Source organism: Alteromonas sp. BZK5 (assembly GCF_014349115.1).
GTDB lineage: Bacteria > Pseudomonadota > Gammaproteobacteria > Enterobacterales > Alteromonadaceae > Alteromonas > Alteromonas macleodii.
This window is the reverse complement of the sequence record NZ_JACSOE010000013.1, coordinates 1-17,309: the sequence shown is the minus strand read 5'-3', so window position 1 is coordinate 17,309 and position 17,309 is coordinate 1. Positions and strand designations below refer to the sequence as shown.

At 43.3% G+C, this 17,309-nt stretch carries 17 protein-coding genes; 13 read left to right on the top strand and 4 right to left on the bottom strand.

Going from position 1 to position 17,309, the window contains the following annotated elements; all coding sequences use genetic code 11:
- The first annotated feature begins 42 nt into the window (after positions 1-42).
- The 7 genes from BIZ39_RS05640 to BIZ39_RS05610 all read left to right on the top strand — a co-directional run bounded on the left by BIZ39_RS05640 (position 43) and on the right by BIZ39_RS05610 (position 8,315).
- Positions 43-915, top strand: a complete 873-nt coding sequence (locus BIZ39_RS05640; protein ID WP_187446551.1) for a kinase — start codon at positions 43-45, stop codon at positions 913-915.
- Positions 912-1,721 carry an HAD-IIB family hydrolase gene (locus BIZ39_RS05635; RefSeq protein ID WP_187446550.1) on the top strand — a complete coding sequence of 270 codons (810 nt, stop codon included), beginning with the start codon at positions 912-914 and terminating at the stop codon, positions 1,719-1,721. The genes BIZ39_RS05640 and BIZ39_RS05635 overlap by 4 nt, the downstream gene beginning before the upstream one ends.
- A 12-nt stretch (positions 1,722-1,733) precedes the next feature.
- Positions 1,734-2,957 (top strand): glycosyl transferase, encoded by a 1,224-nt coding sequence (locus tag BIZ39_RS05630; RefSeq protein WP_187446549.1) that lies wholly within the window; start codon positions 1,734-1,736, stop codon positions 2,955-2,957.
- Between the two features lie 5 nt (positions 2,958-2,962).
- Positions 2,963-4,717: a sugar phosphorylase gene (locus BIZ39_RS05625; RefSeq protein ID WP_187446548.1), complete on the top strand. Its 1,755-nt coding sequence runs from the start codon at positions 2,963-2,965 to the stop codon at positions 4,715-4,717.
- A 99-nt stretch (positions 4,718-4,816) separates the two neighbouring features.
- Positions 4,817-5,488: a phosphoglycolate phosphatase gene (locus tag BIZ39_RS05620; RefSeq protein WP_222936478.1), complete on the top strand. Its 672-nt coding sequence runs from the start codon at positions 4,817-4,819 to the stop codon at positions 5,486-5,488.
- Between the two features lie 138 nt (positions 5,489-5,626).
- Positions 5,627-6,841: a gephyrin-like molybdotransferase Glp gene (glp, locus tag BIZ39_RS05615; RefSeq protein WP_187446546.1), complete on the top strand. Its 1,215-nt coding sequence runs from the start codon at positions 5,627-5,629 to the stop codon at positions 6,839-6,841.
- 100 nt (positions 6,842-6,941) lie between these two features.
- The gene (locus tag BIZ39_RS05610; RefSeq protein WP_061485958.1) at positions 6,942-8,315 is read left to right on the top strand and encodes an MATE family efflux transporter; all 1,374 of its coding nucleotides are present in this window, start codon (positions 6,942-6,944) and stop codon (positions 8,313-8,315) included.
- A 22-nt stretch (positions 8,316-8,337) separates the two neighbouring features.
- On the opposite strand, the gene BIZ39_RS05605 is transcribed toward BIZ39_RS05610, so the two are convergent.
- From BIZ39_RS05605 to BIZ39_RS05595, 3 genes are read right to left on the bottom strand one after another with little or no spacing between them, the layout of a single operon-like run.
- Positions 8,338-9,057 carry an NTP transferase domain-containing protein gene (locus BIZ39_RS05605; RefSeq protein ID WP_187446545.1) on the bottom strand — a complete coding sequence of 240 codons (720 nt, stop codon included), beginning with the start codon at positions 9,055-9,057 and terminating at the stop codon, positions 8,338-8,340.
- Positions 9,058-9,105: 48 nt separating this feature from the next.
- Positions 9,106-10,287 (bottom strand): vWA domain-containing protein, encoded by a 1,182-nt coding sequence (locus BIZ39_RS05600; protein ID WP_014949688.1) that lies wholly within the window; start codon positions 10,285-10,287, stop codon positions 9,106-9,108.
- A complete protein-coding gene (locus tag BIZ39_RS05595) occupies positions 10,287-11,123 on the bottom strand; it encodes an AAA family ATPase (RefSeq protein ID WP_039220753.1) in 837 nt (278 codons plus the stop codon). Before BIZ39_RS05595 ends, BIZ39_RS05600 begins: the two co-directional genes overlap by 1 nt.
- A gap of 271 nt (positions 11,124-11,394) precedes the next feature.
- Between BIZ39_RS05595 and cysK the strand changes: the two genes are divergently transcribed.
- The 5 genes from cysK (at position 11,395) to BIZ39_RS05570 (ending at position 14,701) form a co-directional block, all read left to right on the top strand.
- Entirely contained in the window at positions 11,395-12,360 is a 966-nt protein-coding gene (gene cysK, locus BIZ39_RS05590) for a cysteine synthase A (RefSeq protein ID WP_101564755.1), read from the top strand.
- Positions 12,361-12,605: 245 nt separating this feature from the next.
- Positions 12,606-13,064: a hypothetical protein gene (locus BIZ39_RS05585; protein ID WP_187446544.1), complete on the top strand. Its 459-nt coding sequence runs from the start codon at positions 12,606-12,608 to the stop codon at positions 13,062-13,064.
- Between the two features lie 225 nt (positions 13,065-13,289).
- Positions 13,290-13,643, top strand: coding sequence for a hypothetical protein (locus BIZ39_RS05580; RefSeq protein WP_187446543.1), 354 nt, complete (start codon positions 13,290-13,292; stop codon positions 13,641-13,643).
- Between the two features lie 151 nt (positions 13,644-13,794).
- Positions 13,795-14,220 (top strand): hypothetical protein, encoded by a 426-nt coding sequence (locus BIZ39_RS05575; RefSeq protein WP_222936477.1) that lies wholly within the window; start codon positions 13,795-13,797, stop codon positions 14,218-14,220.
- 133 nt (positions 14,221-14,353) lie between these two features.
- Complete coding sequence (locus BIZ39_RS05570; RefSeq protein ID WP_187446541.1) at positions 14,354-14,701, top strand: hypothetical protein; 348 nt, start codon at positions 14,354-14,356, stop codon at positions 14,699-14,701.
- A gap of 421 nt (positions 14,702-15,122) precedes the next feature.
- Here the strand turns inward: BIZ39_RS05570 and BIZ39_RS05565 are convergent, their stop codons facing one another.
- A complete protein-coding gene (locus tag BIZ39_RS05565) occupies positions 15,123-16,277 on the bottom strand; it encodes an IS110 family transposase (RefSeq protein WP_187446540.1) in 1,155 nt (384 codons plus the stop codon).
- 125 nt (positions 16,278-16,402) lie between these two features.
- Here BIZ39_RS05565 and BIZ39_RS05560 point away from each other — a divergent pair, with 125 nt between their 5' ends.
- Positions 16,403-16,756, top strand: a complete 354-nt coding sequence (locus BIZ39_RS05560) for a DUF4844 domain-containing protein (protein WP_262385721.1) — start codon at positions 16,403-16,405, stop codon at positions 16,754-16,756.
- The last annotated feature ends 553 nt before the right edge of the window (positions 16,757-17,309 follow it).

Sequence of the window (17,309 nt, the reverse complement as noted above, 5' to 3'; positions counted from 1 at the left end):
TCAAGAAGAACGTGCGAATTCTGCATTGATTAAGGTGACAACATGGATATACATGGCTTTCTAACGACGCATCAATTGCCAAGTACCTATGCAGAAACTGCACAAAAATGGTTCACCCCATTATGTGAGCAACTGCTTAAGCACCAAGACGGTGCAACACAACCATTTATCGTGGGCATAAATGGCAGTCAGGGTTCAGGTAAATCAACTCTGACCAGTTTTATCGAGTCCTTCCTTACCTCGGTCCACAACAAAAAAGTGGTATCACTCTCAATTGACGATTTTTACTACGACCAGTCGCAGCGAAATGCGCTAGCAATAAAAGTTCACCCGCTTCTAGCAACTCGTGGTGTACCGGGTACTCATGACATTCCTCTAGCGTTAAATACGTTTCGCAGTTTAGAAAAAGGCACGCGTACATCGCTGCCCCGCTTTAACAAAGCCACAGATAACCCGTTCCCCAAAGAACAGTGGCCTGTAATCGAATCTTCACCCGATTTCATCATACTTGAAGGATGGTGTGTGGGCGCTATTGCGCAAACATCTAGCGAACTTAAACGGCCAGTAAACCACCTTGAAGAAGTAGAGGACCCATTGGGCATTTGGCGCTCTTTTGTAAACACTGAACTAGCAGGCGATTATCAGACGTTGTTCGACAAAATAGACTACCGCATTATGCTGAAAGCACCGAGTTTCGATTGTGTTTATCAATGGCGGTTAGAGCAAGAACATAAACTCGCCCAAAAAGCGTTAAAAGATAGCGATGGAGTGATGTCTGATGAAGAAGTGGCAAACTTTGTGCAACACTACCAACGCATCACTGAACACGCATTACGTCACTTGCCTGAAAAGTGCGACACCGTGTTTTATCTAGATGAAACAAGAACGATAACTAAACAGGACGTAAAACGATGACGAAAACGCTTGTTTTCACCGATATGGACGGCACGCTGTTAGACCACCATACCTACTCTTTTGAGGCGGCGAAACCGGCTTTAGCGGCATTAGAAAAAAAGGACATTCCCGTTATTCCCACTACCAGCAAAACCTTTGCTGAATTACAACCGCTTCGCGAGAGTATTGGTTTAGACGGGCCGTTTATTATTGAAAATGGCGCCGCTATTTTCATCCCTCATGGCTTTTTCAAACAAAAACCCAGCGGTACGGTTTGGATAGATGGCTACTGGTGTAAGGCGTTTATCTCAAACAAAAATTACTGGATTAAGCTACTCGAAAAAATAGGTAGCGAGTTTGACGGCAAGTATAAACAATTCTCAAAAATGTCGATTCAAGAAATTCAGGAGTGTACTGGGCTTGACGAAAGATCAGCGTCACTCGCTGCCAAACGCCAGTTTGGCGAACCGGTTTTGTGGCTTGGCACTGACGAAGAAAAACAACGCTTTTTAAAGGTAGTAAAAGATCGCGGTGCTTTCCCTCTGGAAGGCGGCCGCTTCATTCATATTTCAGGTAATTGCGATAAAGGCCAGGCCCTCAAGTGGCTGGCCAATGAATATCAAAAGCAACATACCACCAAAGTTAACACTATTGCCCTTGGCGATGGTAAGAACGACGTTGCAATGCTTGAAGCTGCGCACGTCCCCATTCGCATTTTATCCCCGGTAAATCCTCCACCAGCAGTAAAAAAAGAAGAGGTTTATACCAGCACCCTAACCGGCCCTGAAGGCTGGAACGAAATGCTTACTCAATTACTATCCCTATGATCAGGAGGACACATGGCTGATTTTTATCAAAATGGTGTGGTTACTACGTTACATAACTTAGCTCGTCGTCCTACCGAAGAGCTTGAAGCAGAGCTTCTACAGTTTTCACAAAAGCGCCCTATGGCACTTATTTTACCGTCGCTCTTTTCTGAATTAGAAGGCGACGCACTTCCACATATCGTCGACGAATTAACAAACGTGCCCTACTTATCAGAAATTGTCATCGGTCTGGACCGAGCCAATGAAGAGCAGTACAAACACGCACTAAAATTCTTCGGCAAACTTCCTCAGCATCACAGAGTGCTATGGAACGACGGCCCTCGCCTTAAAGCACTTGATGAAGAGCTTCAGGCTCAAGGCTTGGCGCCAAAGGAGTTAGGTAAAGGCCGAAACGTTTGGTACTGCATGGGCTACGTACTAGCATCGAATCGTGCTGAGTCTGTTGCACTACACGATTGCGATATCGTTACCTATAACAAAGATTTGCTCGCCAAGCTTATCTACCCTGTAGCCAACCCAATGTTTAACTACGAGTTTTGTAAGGGTTATTATGCGCGTGTGGCTAACGGCAAAATTAATGGCCGTGTTTCTCGACTTCTCGTTACGCCATTACTACGTGCATTAAAACGCATTATGGGAGACAACGAATACTTGGAGTTTATGGACAGCTTCCGCTATCCATTAGCGGGTGAGTTTTCGTTTAGACGCGACGTACTAAACGATATTCGCATTCCAAGTGACTGGGGCTTAGAAATTGGTGTGCTGTCTGAAATGCACCGCAATTATTCGCATAACCGTCTGTGTCAGGCAGATATATGTGATATTTACGACCATAAACATCAGGATTTATCGCTTAATAACGACCAAGGTGGTTTGTCTAAAATGTCTATCGACATTACCAAAGCCATTTTCAGAAAACTTGCCACGCAAGGCTATACGTTTAGCAACGAAATGTTCCGCTCAATTAAAGCCACCTATTTCCGTATTGCGCTAGACTTTATAGAAACCTACCACAATGACGCCGTAATGAATGGCTTGAACTTAGACATTCACAGCGAAGAAAAAGCAGTAGAAATGTTTGCCAGCAACATCATGAAAGCGGGGCAAAACTTTTTAGAAAACCCTATGGAAACACCGTTTATACCAAGCTGGAACCGCGTGACCAGCGCGGTACCCGATATTTTAGAACGACTATTAGAAGCGGTTGAAGCCGATACTGCAGAATATATGGAGTAAGTAATATGGCATGGGACCATCTCCATGACAAAGTAAAACACCATTTAGAAAGCATTTATGCCGATGTATCACTGGACGTCTCGTATGAGACGCTAGCGACTGAGTTAATGAACATCATAGGCATTCAACAGCAAACGGATATTGCTTCACCTCAGTCTCATCACAATTATTGGGATGAAGAAGACATTATCATGATCACCTATGGTGATAGTGTCATTGACGAAGGGGAGCGCCCGCTGGTTACGTTAAATAAGTTTTTGCACCGCTACTGCAAGAATACCGTTAATAACGTTCACATCCTGCCCTTCTTCCCATACAGCTCAGACGATGGGTTTTCGGTTATCGATTACTCTACGGTGAATGAAGCACTAGGTTCATGGGACGATATTGAAGTCATTGCTGAGGATTATGGCTTGATGACCGACTTAGTTATCAATCACTGCTCTGCAAGAAGCGTGTGGTTTGATAACTTTGTGAAAGGTGAAGGACCGGGATCTGATTTTTTCTTCACGGCAGATCCATCCGATGACCTCTCCATGGTAACTCGCCCTCGTGTGTCGCCCTTGCTGCGAGAAACGGAAACTGCCAGCGGTACAAAGCATGTATGGTGCACGTTTAGTCACGACCAAGTTGACTTTGACTTTAGAAACCCCAAGGTGTTGTTAGCGTTTATCGATATCATCAAGCTGTATATTGATAAAGGCGCTAAAATCTTTCGCTTAGACGCAGTGGCATTTCTTTGGAAAATTGTAGGTACAAACTGCATTAATCTATTCCAAACCCACGAAGTCATACGTTTGATCCGAACGTTGATTGAACATGTGGATCCTTCCATCATAATCATTACCGAAACCAATATTCCCAACAGGGAAAACCTAACGTACTTTGGTAATGCTAACGAAGCCCATGCTATCTACAACTTTTCGCTTCCGCCGTTACTTGTAAATACATTAGTAACGGGTGATTGTACGTATTTGAAAAGCTGGATGATGAGTATGCCACCGGCGCAAAACGGCACAGCCTACTTTAACTTTATCGCTTCGCACGATGGTATTGGCTTGCGTCCGGCGGAAGGCCTACTGTCAGATGAAGAAATTTCAGAGCTTGTGCATACAATGCAGCACTTTGGCGGTAAGGTGTCGTGGCGCGCTTCTGATCACGGTCAGCAAAAGCCTTACGAGATAAACATCACCCTGTTCGACGCGCTGCAAGGAACCACCAAGGGCCCTGATAAGTATCAAGTGGACCGATTTATTTGTGCTCACGCCATAATGTTAGGTATGGAAGGTATACCAGGAATTTACATTCACAGTTTACTTGGCACATCCAACGATTACGAAAAAGTCGCTAATACAGGACAAAATCGTTCAATCAACAGAAAACGTTGGGACTTTAACGAGTTAGAGGCTCTGTTAGACTCGCCCTTTTCACAGCATCACAAAGTACTCACTCGAATCTCGCAGCTTATACGTATACGTAAAGCGCAGCCTGCATTTCACCCCAATGCAACGCAGTTTACTTTGCAGCTTGGTAACCAATTATTTGGCTACTGGCGACAAAGTCTCGATAGAAAGCAAAGTATTTTCTGTATTAGTAATATTTCAGACGAAGAACAAACAATTTTGCTGTCTGACATAAATCTTATTGGCACAGATAATTGGATTGATCTCATCACCCGTGACGAGATAGCCCTTTCTAGTGGTTTCTTACAAATGAAGCCTTATCAAGTGCTTTGGATCAGCAACCAAGATTTTGAATGAATCTTTGAGCTTATAACGCCAGTTGACCAATAAATCTACCGCGGTAAGGATACTGCGGTGTTATGCTTGTCACACGAGTTAGCAAATCAAAAGTTTGTAATGCAAGAAATTAATACCTTTTTTTTCGATTTAGACGGAACCTTGGTAGATTCTGTTCCTGATTTGGCAACAGCGTTAAACCAAACATTAAACGACTACCAATTACCAACGTATAACGAGCAGACAATTAGACACTGGGTTGGAAATGGTGCTCGTGTTCTGGTGGAACGCGGATTGAGCGGCAACGCAGAGATCAGACACCATTACACATCAAACGAGATTGATGCCGCTTTAGAAAAATTTCTTTTCTATTACCGAACGCTAGAAACTAAAAGTACAGTGCTGTACGACGGCGTGTTCTCAACACTTCACGCGCTAAAAGAACAAGGGTTCACGCTAGCATTAATCACTAATAAACCTTCGGAATTTATTGAGCCTATTCTTTCATCGTTCTCAATATTTTCGTTGTTTTCGCTTACCATTGGCGGTGATAGTTTACCGGAAAAAAAGCCTTCTTCCCTTCCCCTTCTGCACGCCTGTGAAAAGCTTGGTGTTTCGCCCTCACAGTGTGTAATGGTTGGAGATTCTAAAAATGACATTGTTGCAGCAAAAGCCGCGAACATAAAGAGTATAGGGCTTACCTATGGGTATAACTATGGTGAGAGCATCGCAAAATATAGACCTAACTGGGTTTTCGACGACTTTGAAGAGATATTAACGCTCGCTTCTTAATTCATCTGACATAGCCGTCGATGAAACTTCAATTGCGTCGTTTACGCATACTTTCTTTTATTTCACGCTTTAACCTTTGGTATAAGGCCGCTTTTTCTGTAATATCCGCGTGTTAAATCATTTCATGGAGTTGTTGGTATGTCATCTAAATGGCTTTCACTAGAAGAAGCCCTCACTAAAGCATTAGACGCTGCAAAAGCGATAAACGACGTTGAGCAAGTGAGCATTTTTGACGCCAACAACCGCATCTTGGCCCAAGATGTAACTGCCCACGTTGATGTCCCGCCATGGGATAATTCAGCAATGGATGGCTATGCCGTAAATGCGGAAGATCTTAAACACAGTGATAAACTCAAAGTACAGGGTGTAATTACAGCTGGCATGAGTGCTGATGAGCCGCTTGAAAAAGGCAAAGCATTTAAAATAATGACGGGGGCCCCGGTGCCTGCCAATGCTAACGCCGTTGTAATGGTAGAGAATACCGAAAGTCATGATGGCGCGGTTTTGATCAATAAAATTCCATCGGCGCAAGAGAATATACGTAAAAAGGCCAATGATATCGCCAGTGGCGATACACTAATAAGCAAGGGCACGCGCCTTCACGCCGAACACCTTATGCTGCTGTCCTCCCAAGGAAACAGTAAGGTGGCAGTATTCAGAAAACTTCGCGTTGGTGTAGTCGCGACTGGTTCTGAACTTGCTGCACCTGGCGAACCCTGTAAATCGACACAAATTTTCGAGTCTAATCGCGTTGGTGTAAGCAGCATTTTAAGCAATGAAAACGTAGAGCTTGTTGATTTCGGCATTGTAGAAGACGACGAAGCTTCTTTGCGTAAACTCTTCATTGAGGCGAGCGAGCGTGTAGATGTAATGGTAAGTAGCGGTGGTGTATCTGTGGGCGATGCCGACTATGTAAAAGATATCATCGCTGAATTGGGCACTATCGACTTTTGGAAAGTCGCAGTTAAACCGGGTAAACCCTTTGCTCTGGGTAAAATAAACAACACGTTGTTTTGCGGTTTGCCTGGCAACCCTGTGTCTTCATTTGTTACCGCAAAATTATTGGTTGTGCCTGTTATCAAAAAAATGCAAGGACAAGTACAACCGCACGAGCCGTTCTTTGTTAACGCTAGCATTACGACACCTCTTAAGCGACGTGCAGGCCGCCGAGACTTTCAGCGTGCAACCATGGTAAGAAATAATCAAGGTGAATGGGAAGTCACACCATTTAAGTCACAAAGCTCTGGCGTTATGACTTCAATCACTTCTGCTAACTGCCTAATGGTAGTACATGAAGATATAAGTGAGTTAAAAGTTGGCGATACGGTTCCGGTTATACCGCTACATTTTTAACAAGTTCGTTGTTGAAACGCTACTTCGTTAAGGCTTTTAAGCTCGTTTTTATTTTCTGCATTTTTATCGCCCTAGGCGACCCATATAGAGACACATTACCGTGAATAAAAAACGCTTTCTTTTAGAAGGAAGAGACATTTTAAAACTAGCATGGCCATTGTTGGTTGCGCAGATTACTCAAATGCTAATGGGCGTTAGCGATACTATTATGGCTGGGCGTTACAGTGCAACCGACATGGCTGCGGTAGCACTAGGATTTAGCATCACCGTGCCACTGCTTTGCTTTATACAGGGTATAGCGCTGGCACTTCCCCCAATCATTTCACGGCTGCAGGGAAACAAAAATTTAAGTGGTATTGCCGACGCAAGTCAGCAAGCTGGTTATCTAGTTTTCTTTGTGGGATTAGCGGTAGCAGGCTTAATTCCATTTACTGAAAGCATCGTCGCGCTGTTCCCTATGGCGCCCGAGCTATTTAGCATTACCGTAGACTACGTACTGTATGTGCTGTTCGCTATGCCTGGATTTGCACTTTACCAATGGCTTAGAAACTATTGTGAAGGCTTGGGTAAAACCAAACCCACTATGATTATTACGGTTATCGGGCTGATGGCGAACATTGTAGGAAACTACCTGTTTATCTATGGTGTAGGCCCATTACCAGCTATGGGCGGTGCGGGTTGTGGTATTGCAACGGCCATTGTGATTTACACTATGCTTATAGCAACCGTTATCTATGTTCGTTTTGCCCCTGCCCTGCAAAAGTACAATTTGTTTGGACAGTTGTATAAACCTAACATGGTAACCATAAATCGTACCTTCAAAATGGGTTTGCCCATTGCTATGACTATCCTGTTCGAAGTGACGCTGTTTTCACTGGTTGCATTGTTATTAGCCCCTTTTGGTGCCACAACGGTAGCGGCCCACCAAGTCGCACTGAACTTCTCGGCCCTAATGTTCATGTTTCCTATGAGTATTGGTATGGCAGCAGCAATTCGCATTGGCTATCGCATAGGGCAAAATAACCCACGACAGGCAAAAATTGCAGCTCGAACCGCTATTCTGATCGGTTTTTTCACCGCTGCGTGTACGGCTAGCTTCACCCTGCTAGCAAAGGGATTCATTATTGGCCTGTACACCAGCGACGAAGCCGTATATACCTTGGCAAATGCGTTATTGATTTATGCGGCGTTATTCCAATTGTCTGATGCGGTTCAGGTGATTTCGGCTAATGCATTACGCGGCTATAAAGACACAACAGCAATGTTTATTATTACCTTTGTGTCCTACTGGTTAATAGGTCTACCTACAGGCGTAATTTTAGGTAGAACAAACTGGATAACGGCAGAACCAATGGCCGCAGCAGGGTTTTGGATTGGCTTCATTGTAGGATTGAGTGCTGCAGCTGTTATGCTAGGTGCACGCCTTCTTTACATCCAAAGGCCCAGTGCTGTGCATCGTATCGCGAATGCATAACCGTTCAATTGAACCAAAGCAGTTACACCCTGCTTTTTAGTTTGTCCCAGTCTTGTGGCGTGTCTATATCAAATTGTGCGTTAGGTATAGACACAGCCGTTACCCTACTTAATTTCGCATACTTCCTAATAACCGGCTTGGCTCCCATGTCGCCACTTAACGCTAGCAGTTCACTAAATACCGCTTCAGGAAAGATAGCAGGCACGGTTAATCGACTATTGTTCTCTCCCTGCTTTTGCCATTCACTGCATACTATGTGATTAGGGTTCGCATAAGAAGTGTTGATAAGGTGAACGAAGTCTTGTGCATTAAGACTCGGCAAATCGGCCAACGTGAATAGCACATGAGTAGGTCTTGTACACAAGCCCTTTGCTGTCGGGGATACTGATTTCGACAGTGATGAAAGGCTTAAAAGATGCGTAAGTCCCGTGCGAATACTTGATGCAAGGCCTTCATCCCAATTAGCGTTGTGAACGATACTGATGGGTAGTTCAGAAACCTTACATAGAGAGTGCTTTAGCTGCGTATTTACGGAATCATGCCATTTACCCGTAACAACAGTAATGGGTAATTCACTGGTTAACGCTAAGTCATTGCGCGCACTAACTACCTCCCCTACACTGTGTTGTATAAGAGAAAGCGCAGAAATTGGGTGTTCCGATAAAAGCTTATTACCCTTGTAGCGAGCGCTCTTTCCGCCCGCCAACACCACAAGTGCTACGGCATAATTTTCCGACTTCAATTCAACATCCGTTATATCAAAGAAATAAAACGTTACACGTCAAAGGGCTTAGCGGCTTCTGCTAAGCCCTTTAATAGCAGCCGTTAACCCTTCAAGCGTTAGCCCATACATTCTGTCTTCCATTATTTCACGAATAATTTTGATAGACGAATAATACGGCCAATAATTCTCAGCTTGCGGATTAAGCCACACAGCGTTGTTAAAGTGGTTCAATAAACGCTGCATCCACACACTGCCCGGTTCTTCATTCCAATGCTCTACACTGCCACCTGGATACGTTATTTCATACGGTCCCATGGTAGCGTCACCTACAAAAATTACCTTGTAGTCTTTTCCGTAGCGATGAATGATATCCCAAATAGGAATGCGTTCTTTATTGCGACGAAGGTTATCTTTCCACACCTCCTCATACACGCAGTTGTGGAAATAAAAGTACTCTAAGTATTTAAACTCGCTTTGCACCGCAGAGAAAAGCTCTTGAGTACTTTTTACGTGTGGGTCCATAGAGCCGCCCACATCAAAAAACATCAACACTTTTACCGCATTGTGACGCTCTGGTGCCATGTGGATATCGAGCAAACCGCCTTTTTTAGCTGTCTCACCTATGGTTGTTGGCACATCTAGCTGTTCACTTGCGCCTGTGCGAGCAAACTTGCGTAGCTTCCTAAGGGCCACTTTTATGTTACGCGTACCCAGTTCTACATCAGAGCTTAGGTTTTTAAACTCGCGTTTATCCCATACTTTTACTGCCGAAAACTTTCTGTTTCCCTTTTGCCCTATTCGCACACCTTCTGGATTGTCGCCATAAGCGCCAAACGGGGATGTTCCGCCGGTGCCCACCCATTTATTTCCACCTTGGTGACGCTTTTCTTGTTCTTCTAAGCGCTTTTTCAACGTTTCCATCAGTTCTTCAAGGCCACCGGCTTTACGCAGCGCCTCACGCTCTTCAGGGCTTAAATTTTTTTCGATTTCCTTACGCAGCCATTCTTCAGGGATATCTTTACCGAATAGATCGACAGATTCGACACCTTCAAAATATTCAGCAAACGCCCTGTCGAACTTATCGTACTGCGTTTCGTCCTTCACCATTATGGTACGCGACAAACTGTAGAACGCTTCGATATCGGCATACACCACGTGCTTTTCAAGCGCACTAAGCAAATCCAGCAACTCGCGCAGCGTGGTTTTAACCTGATATTTTCGCAGTGTATAAAAAAACTGAATAAGCATTAGCGACGCGCCATAAAGACCAGTTTTTCAAACAAATGTATGTCTTGTTCGTTTTTAAGTAGTGCCCCGTAAAGTGGTGGAATAGCAGCTTTTCCGTCTTTTGAGTGAAGCGCTTCTGGTGGGATATCTTCAGCAACTAAAAGCTTCAACCAGTCGATAAGTTCAGAGGTAGAAGGCTTTTTCTTAAGCCCTGGTACATCTCGAATTTCAAAGAAAGCCTTTAACGCTTCATCAAGCAGCTTTTTCTTTAAATCTGGGAAATGTACGTTAACGATTTCTTGCATTTCCTCTGGATTCGGGAACTGAATGTAGTGGAAGAAACAACGGCGCAAGAAAGCATCTGGCAGCTCTTTTTCGTTGTTCGATGTAATGATTACAATCGGACGCTGCTTCGCGACTACGCGTTCTTGTGTTTCGTATACGAAGAACTCCATCTTATCGAGCTCTAGCAGCAAGTCGTTGGGAAACTCAATGTCAGCTTTATCAATTTCATCAATTAATAGTACCGGGCGCTTTTCTGCGCTAAAGGCTTCCCATAATTTACCTTTTACGATGTAGTTGCTGATATCGTGAACGCGATCATCACCAAGTTGAGAGTCGCGAAGACGTGACACTGCGTCGTATTCGTACAAACCTTGCTGTGCTTTAGTGGTTGATTTAATGTGCCACTGAATTAGTTCGGTGCCTAAACTCTCGGCCAATTCTTCAGCAAGCATGGTTTTACCTGTGCCCGGCTCGCCTTTAATTAAAAGCGGACGCTCTAGCGTAATAGCTGCGTTAACCGCCAGCTGTAAGTCTTTGGTTGCGATATAATTAGACGTGCCACTAAAAGCCATTATTGTTGTACTCCGTATAATTTTTCGTCTTTGCAATTTTAACTATAATATCAAGGCCTTCTCATGATTGCCCATAGATATAACATATAGCTAAAAAGCACTTTGCATTTTACTGATTGGGACCAATGATATAGGGGTATGACGAAATCCCCTAATTCAGGCTGTGAATTATTAACTATCACACGCGTTGAATTATTAACTATTAAAAAGGTCGTACAGATCACGACAGACGGGGTTTCCTATAAAATAAGGAACGAGGTAAGGATTTATAATGAACGTATTTGACGACAATTCCCTATCTATTGGCCGCACGCCACTAGTAAAGCTAAATCGCGTAACATCAGGTAATGTATACGCAAAAATTGAATCGCGTAACCCAAGCTTCAGCGTTAAGTGCCGTATTGGCGCTAACATGATTTGGGATGCTGAAAAGCGCGGTGTCCTTACCGAAGGTAAAGAAATTGTAGAGCCGACCAGTGGTAACACAGGTATCGCTTTGGCGTTTGTTGCAGCGTCTCGCGGTTATAAGCTAACGCTAACCATGCCTAGCAGCATGAGCCTTGAGCGTCGCAAACTTCTAAAAGCTTTGGGCGCAAACCTTGTTCTTACTGAAGCGCCTAAGGGCATGAAAGGTGCCGTTGCCGCTGCACAAGAAATTGTGGCATCAGATCCAGACAAATACGTATTGCTTCAACAGTTCGACAACCCGGCTAACCCGGCTATTCACGAAAAAACCACTGGCCCTGAAATTTGGGAAGATACAGACGGTAAAGTAGATGCATTCGTAGCTGGTGTAGGTACGGGTGGTACAATCACGGGTGTAAGTCGCTACCTTAAAAATACGAAAGGTAAAGCAATTACTTCTATTGCCGTTGAGCCAACAGACTCTCCAGTAATTACCCAAGCGCTTGCGGGCGAAGAATTAACCCCTGGCCCACACAAAATTCAAGGTATTGGCGCAGGTTTCATTCCAGGTAACCTAGACCTAGGCCTAATTGACGAAGTTGAGCAAGTTACCAACGAAGAATGTATGGACATGGCGCGCAAGCTAATGACCGACGAGGGTATTCTTGCAGGTATTTCTTCTGGTGCGGCCGTTGTTGCTGCTAAGCGTTTTGCTGAACGCCCAGAAAACAAAGACAAAGTGGTTGTAGTACTTCTAGCAAGCGGCACAGAACGTTACCTAAGTAGCCCTCTGTTTGCTGGTGCGTTCGACGAACAAGAAGAAGTTCAATAACCACCAAAATGTTTCAATTATTTAAAAACGAGGCCTAGTGCCTCGTTTTTTTATGCCTACTCTCTTCTGTTTCTCCTGAAGTTTCATGAACACAAACACCTGAGTTTTACGCTCTATTACTTTGCTTTTGTGCGCAATATTGTGAATAATCAAAGCATAGATTAGCGAAGCGGCGAGCACATTGACTTCGTTGAGATATAAAACTATCAATAAGAAACGGACCTCTTTACATTAAGGTAATCCAAATGAAAACGCGTATGTGGTACGTCCTATTCGGGCTTTTTACAGTGTTGATTTTATCCGCTTGCGGTAAAAAGGAAGAAGGCATCGGGCGGTACGGCATGCTTGATGAAAGTACCCCTGAGTACACCACCGTAGCGTTTCTCAAAAGTGTTTATGAAGATGACAACCTTGATACAGCAATTCGCCTATCAAGCGAAAAGCTGTCTCGTATATTAACGAGATACCACACTAACAGTAACGTTCAGCGCCACCTCTTAAACCTTAAATATGACACCGTCACCATCACTCCTCAAAGTGCAGGCCGAGTTGGCCGCAACGAATTCGCAGAAAAATCGACAATCACCGTATTTTTAAGTGGAACATACAACGACGATAAAATTGAAGACTTGCGAAGCCTCGACTTGATTAAAGAAGACGGTGAATGGAAGGTTAATAAAATTCATCCAGATGCCTATTTATAACGTGTAGATAAACGCTGTTTTTATGGCCAGCAACGTAGCTTTTTACAAATAAAGAAAATAAAAAGGATGTTTTCCGGCTTTTATGCTTAAAAGCGTTTATTTTTTGTTTAATGGGTTGTTTTAGGGTAATAATTTCAAAACGCTCATAAGTGATATACGGATAGTTTCCACCTTGCATAAAGGATTTTTTCTGTATATTAAATTGTTATATCGCATGAGGTAGTTTTGAGAATCATAATAATTGTTTTCATATTTTCATTAACATCGTGTACATCTACAAAGACTGATAAGGATGTAAAAAAGCGTATTGATCACCGGACGTATGTTAATTCAGAAGGCGTAATTATTCGTGATGTTTCAAAAAGAGAAGGCGAAAAAATATTACGTGGACTGGATAAGCAAATGGATGAGTACAATATTCCAAGAGAAACTGAGTACGGCACATGCCAAGAGCTTTTGAAGTTATTGGAAGCTAGAAATCACAAAGTTACATCCGTAAAAGAAAGGGAAGTTGAAATAAAATTAAAATGGAATCTATGGCGTACAATCCACTTAAAATCTGGCAACTGTTTGCAATAAAATGCGATATAACAAAAAAAATTAAAACGCGCGCGGGGCGCGCTGGGACAAAAACACAGCGCCGCTTCGCGATTATAGCGCTGCGTTTTTGCCCTTTATTTAAAAGTTATGTTGCAATAAACATTGGAGGTTTGAAAGGTTGAATTCGAGAGTGCTTGCATGTTTTCTTATGCTCTTCCTTTCATCAGCCCAAGGAACAGAAGAGTATGTTTGGGATACACTAGCTTCACTAGATAAAGATGCGATTGAAAAGAGATCAATATCTTTTGTATTAGAGAAAATGCCTCATCTAAAAGGTATAGAAATTAAGCTTGTACAAATAAATGCTCAATATCACAAGAATGGCCCAACTCTCAGTTCCTTGTTTATTCATGCTAACTCTTTTAAGCCAATTTCAGAGAGCAAAACTCTAGGCTTTCAAGATCTTAGCTACGGCATAAGCCATTATGCAGAGTTTGTTAGGGTGAATTTTTCAACTGCTGGCGTACCTGAAAATATCAGTTATAACGAATCTCTTCTCGGACAAAATGAGGAGGAGTCACTAGAAAGGTTCAAAGAGCTATATGACTTCTATTAGCCTCAATGGCTGGCAACATAACAAAAAAATTAAGTCACTCACTGCGTTCGCTGGGACGCATACATGCGGGGCGGCTTCGCCATTATGCCCCACATGCCTGCGCCCCTTATTTAAAAGTTATGTTCTCTAGAGTATGAATAGACCAATAAGATTAAATACCACTTTCAGCACAGCTGATGCAGAATCTCCGGAAATTCATTGCCGTAATGGTGAACTATTCTTGACGTTTAAGGATTGGCAAAATAAAAACGTATCAGTTTTATTTGCAGATCCGGTTGGATTCAAATGGGAGGAAGCCGATAGTTTTTACGAGGGTGAAAGAGATGACTCTTGCTACATAATTGAAAATTCAGAATGGATTGCAACTTATTGGAAACATGGAGATATATCAAAGAATGAAGCATACCAGCACTATAAATTTAACTTCAATGGTATCGGACAATTAGAAGTGATTGCGCTCTCTTTTCTGGAACGAACATAACAATCGCATTAAATCGCTCGCAAGCTCGCTGGGACGCTAACACATGGGCTGCGTCACTTCGTTCCTAATTTTAGCCCATGTGTTATCGCCCTTTATGCGGGTGTTGGTATGACTCCCTTTGTCAACCCTGAACGAGCGCAACCCTGACACTCTTTCAGTCCATAATTAGCTGTGTTCCTCACTCATATTAAATGAGCTAACGCACCGGATGAGGCAGTAATGTCGTCGGTTGGTATGCTGGTATTCGTAGGTTGCTTATTCATTGAATAAGCAGAGCTGACCTTACATGTTCCGCCGTGGCACCTTCTCATCAGTCTATGTACGTGGGTCAATCACGATTAAGTGATTGCCATCATAACACCCTCGTAGGTTGTGCCACATTCCGCGGCCTGACCCGAATGCGTTAGCTCAAACTCGTTTTTCATGCAGGTACTCGGCTTAGTCTGAGTTTTGGGTTAACCGGCGTGAGTACCACTTCCTTTGCAATAGCCCATATGTAAGCCGACATTTCCCTGGCAATCGCCGTAATGATTAAATTGTAGTGTTTACCTTTGTTGCTCATACGCTGATAGCGTTTGCAAAGACGCAGCTGTGCTTTCCAAGCGATATCAACAATATCTTTGGGTAAACCTTCCTGCCTTAACTGTAATTCGGTAGAGACATTCGCGGGATAACGATAACTATGTGCCCCCTCTATAAGTAAGCGCCTAGCTCTGCCATTGCCTGCTTTTGTGATAGCGCCTAAGTGCCGTTTCCCACCAGATGATTGCTCACTGGGCACTAAACCTAAATACGCCATGAGCTTCCTTGGATGATCGAAGCGATGTAGATCACCGAGTTCCGCCACTACACCAACAGCTACTAACAATCGAACGCCGCGCATTGCCTGAATCGCTTTCACTACCGGATAATAACGCCACTGGTGAACGTGGTGAGTTAATTCATTATCCAAACGTTCTAATCGCCTAATACGTTCTTCAATGGTTTGCAGCTGTTCCTGTAAAACAATTTGCTGGGTCGGGTGAGGCAATATCAATTCCGTGAGCCAGCGAAGGTGTTTCTTCGACCAGTTGGCAGTACCTTCATAGCGTATGTTATTTCGCAAAAGTAGAGCTTTAAGCTGGTACTTGGCTTCTTTTAAATCCTTCATTGCTGCTTCTCGAGCCCGAGATAAATCCCGCACCGCTTCATCTTCCGGCTCGGGCACATAGATGGGTGTAAGGTCTTCAGACTTTAGTGACCTAACGAGTTTAAGCGCATCCCGGCGGTCAGTCTTAATTCGTTCTCCAGGCTTTTTGGGAATAAGAGACGGAGCCACGACATAGCAACAATGTCCCAAGCTTGTTATCAGACGATAAATCCAATAACCACACGGCCCAGCCTCATAAACAACGTGAATCGTTGCACCAGGGTATTTAGATTCAAATTGACGAATAAGCTTTTTGACACTGACCTTAGAGGAGGGAATACGACCATAATGAACAGGCGACGCGCCACGCTGTTCTTCACAATAACCAACTTCGTGAAACTCTTTATGCGTATCCAATCCGATAAAAATCATGCTATGTTTGTTCATGCTAGCCTCCAAATTGATTTAGTATTGAACAAACTAATTATGGCACTGGCTTTCAGCTAACCCACGAAAATGCGGAGGCTAGCATTTCACAGGGAGTCATTGTGTCTATGTGCCAAGAGGATAATATGGAATACAGTCCTTTATTAGAAGTTCAAGATCAGACTTTGGTCATCACACAGTCCACATTATCCGAGTTAAAAAGTTTTAAGGATAGCGAGTTGTTTGCTGAACTGCCCGGAAGTGTTCCAAACGAAAAACAGCTATTAACTAAAATGTTAGACTCAATTTTAGACACTCTCATTAATGGCCTTTTGCAAAATCCATCAAAGCTTTGGGTCATGGAAACGTTCTTGCCAGAGTTAGAAATCATGGAAATGCAAGACACTGAGACGAAAGAACACTTTGGGGACCATTTAGAGATAATTATGGATATCTTGAATATAGAAAGCTCAGATGGCTTACTGAGCTACTACTTGTAAGGATGTATTGGGTGGCACATAACAAAAAAATTAAGTCACTCACTTCGTTCGCTGGGACGCATACATGCGGGGCGGCTTCGCCATTATGCCCCACATGTCTGCGCCCCTTATTTAAAAGTTAGTACCCAAAGAGTTGGAAGCAATGAAAGTAAGGCCATCCAAAAAACTTTATCTAAAAATGATGTGCAGTATTTTGGTGCTTTGTATTGTTTTTGGCGGCACAGCTTTCGTATGGTCTACATCGGTTTATGAATGCATTCCTATTTTCAGTTGGGAATTCTGCGGCTCTATCGGGCAAGCAGAGATTGTCTATGCCCTAATTGCGTTTGATTCGATTTTGGTGTTGTACATTGCGTCGCCATTCATCACGTTTTTCAGTCTCAGCAAGATCATTAGAAACCGGAACAAAAATAATTAACTAAAAAGATATAAGGATGTCTAAAGTTTATGGGTACTAACACATATGAGCCCAACTCCCGTCAATAGGTAATAGTAGTTCTCTGGCTGCTTTAGCAGTCAGTCCAAATCTCTGTGCCAAACCTCCTAGCTTCAT